We start from the raw sequence: 2166 nt of genomic DNA, 5'->3' as shown, positions 1-2166 counted from the left end.
CCCGGTTGATGCAAAGTGCCTTTAGTGTACTCTATCTACCTGCAATCTGCTGTATGTGTTCTAGGCAGCACAAATATTGGTAAGATTGTTCACAATGTATTCACGCACAACTAAAGTTAATACTAGTCCAAACAAAGGCGATCAACCTGATTCCAAAACTAGTAGTAGCCTGCGGATAATTCTTGCCATTTCCGGTAATTAGTGCAGATATGAGTCATTTAAACACTTCAATACAAATGAATTTATCGACAGTGCCAGTACCGACCGCAAACCCGATAACTTGGCGAACTGTTCGCAAAGCAGCATTATCTAATGCACCACCAATACTGCCAATACTGATATTAACCGCACGACTTTCGGCCAATGCTGGCGCCCTCATCGACAATATTGCCCCGACAATCATCAAACTGGTTAACTTCTTCATTTTCTTTCCCTCCAAAAAATCGAAAAACTAAATAGACAAAGAAACTATGTAATTTCACAGTTTGAAGCTGATAGTTTTACGCAACTTTCTATGAAATTTTTACAAAAGTACAAATCGTCAAATACCTGATGTAGCCCAATGTGTGCATTAAGCGTTGAGGGAGTTATCTTTCCCGTATTCCTGCTCAACTACACTCAACAATTTCTATGACTATGAGTTATTACCCGAAACATCGGAGACTTTTGTCTATCTTGCCATGATCCGTATTATGGTAAGGCGATTAGCCTAAAATTTGACCCTTCAAAACTTTTCAAACATCCTCTAATCAGAAATTTTCAGTAAGCTCTTGAGGTTATGTGGATATGTGAATAAGATGTGAGAAGCGATCGCACTGAAGGGATGAGGCTTTCGTAAAGACATTGGCAAGTGCGATCGCTTTTAATTCATCACAATGGGATACTACGCTGCTACTTTTGAATCAAATTCTGGCTCATACACAGCTAGTGGTAACTCCCCATCAAGGTGAGGTGTAGCCTAGGCTGTTGACTTTGTTGGTTTTTAGGCGATTTTGCGGAAAATTATTCGTGTTCTTTTTTGTTTGTGGAAAAACGGCTGGAACAGCCGTTTTTCCACAAAAATAGTCAACACACTTTCTGCATGAACCCTTATGGGCAAAAGAGTACAAAGTTTACAGCCTAGGTGTAGCCCCATTGGGATTCTTCTTAGTAGCAGAGGTCAGCCAACGGTATCTTCCCTGTTCCCCATTATCGAGGCGTAATCGCAAGGCAACGATTAAACCATTTTGGTCGCGCACTGGACATAAGATACCACTACCGCCGACATTCAAGGAACCATGATGAAGCAAGCCGGGGAGATTTGTGGGGAACGAGCCAAACACCTTCTGCCATTGAGTAACAGAGCGATAACCACGTGCAACAATCTGCTCACTCGTAAACCCAAGAATTTCATAGCCAGGAATCGCAGGCGCGTATCCTCCTCTGAAGCTCACGAACTAAGCTTTAGAGGTAAATTAGGTGATAAATCAAGAATGCCAAATTGAAAAATGTGAAGTGAAGCTTTCAGGTGTAGTCCGTATACCAAGTACCCCACACCATAGCTCCGATGCCCAAGAAAATTGGATTATTAACTCCTTCAGAGAAACTCGTTTTCAAAACGTCTTAAAAAGAGCGACGATATCTCCGAAAACAAGTTGGTTCTGGCATCACAACAGGGTACTGCACTTGTCAGAGGCGGCGATCGCGGTAATTGCATGTAACCTAAATGATTACGGACAAATCTTAACAAAGCGATATCAGTTAACCCAAGAGATACAAAAGCTAGACCCTGTTGCAAATCTGTTACTGCTGATTACTCCAGACACAACACACACATTTGGCATAGTGTTGTCAACTCAATCAGATTTCAGCACCAACATTCTTTTTGTAGAGAAAAAAGAAGACAGATGGAAGAGGTGGAGTAGTGAAGAAGTAGCAATTCACAATTCCCCAACATCAACTAGCACTATTTCGACACGCCATCAAGCCGAAGATTTGGCGCTGTGTTCTAACAACAGCGACCGGAGGTATTAATCATGTTGAACAAAAATACCACCCTGGATCGCAATCAAATAGAGCAACACCTAGCAGCACTAGGTTTTAAGCATGGAGATGCAGTATACCTACGCAGCATCGGGCCAAGGAAGCTTTTAGGAATGTCAGTGCATATACCGCAGAGTTGTTTGG

The 2166-nt window shown here is 42.1% G+C and carries 3 protein-coding genes; 1 reads left to right on the top strand and 2 read right to left on the bottom strand.

The genetic code is table 11. The features are described from left to right. Positions 1 to 214: 214 nt before the first annotated feature. Positions 215 to 379, bottom strand: a complete 165-nt coding sequence (locus tag AC5JMF_RS01615) for a hypothetical protein (protein WP_495793974.1) — start codon at positions 377 to 379, stop codon at positions 215 to 217. Positions 380 to 1112: 733 nt separating this feature from the next. Next, positions 1113 to 1433 (bottom strand): hypothetical protein, encoded by a 321-nt coding sequence (locus tag AC5JMF_RS01610; RefSeq protein ID WP_495793973.1) that lies wholly within the window; start codon positions 1431 to 1433, stop codon positions 1113 to 1115. A gap of 25 nt (positions 1434 to 1458) precedes the next feature. Between AC5JMF_RS01610 and AC5JMF_RS01605 the strand changes: the two genes are divergently transcribed. Then, positions 1459 to 2013, top strand: a complete 555-nt coding sequence (locus AC5JMF_RS01605) for a hypothetical protein (protein ID WP_495793972.1) — start codon at positions 1459 to 1461, stop codon at positions 2011 to 2013. The last annotated feature ends 153 nt before the right edge of the window (positions 2014 to 2166 follow it).

This window comes from Desmonostoc vinosum (genome assembly GCF_059505385.1).
Note: the sequence above shows the minus strand (reverse complement) of the source record. Positions and strands in the feature narration are given on the sequence as shown.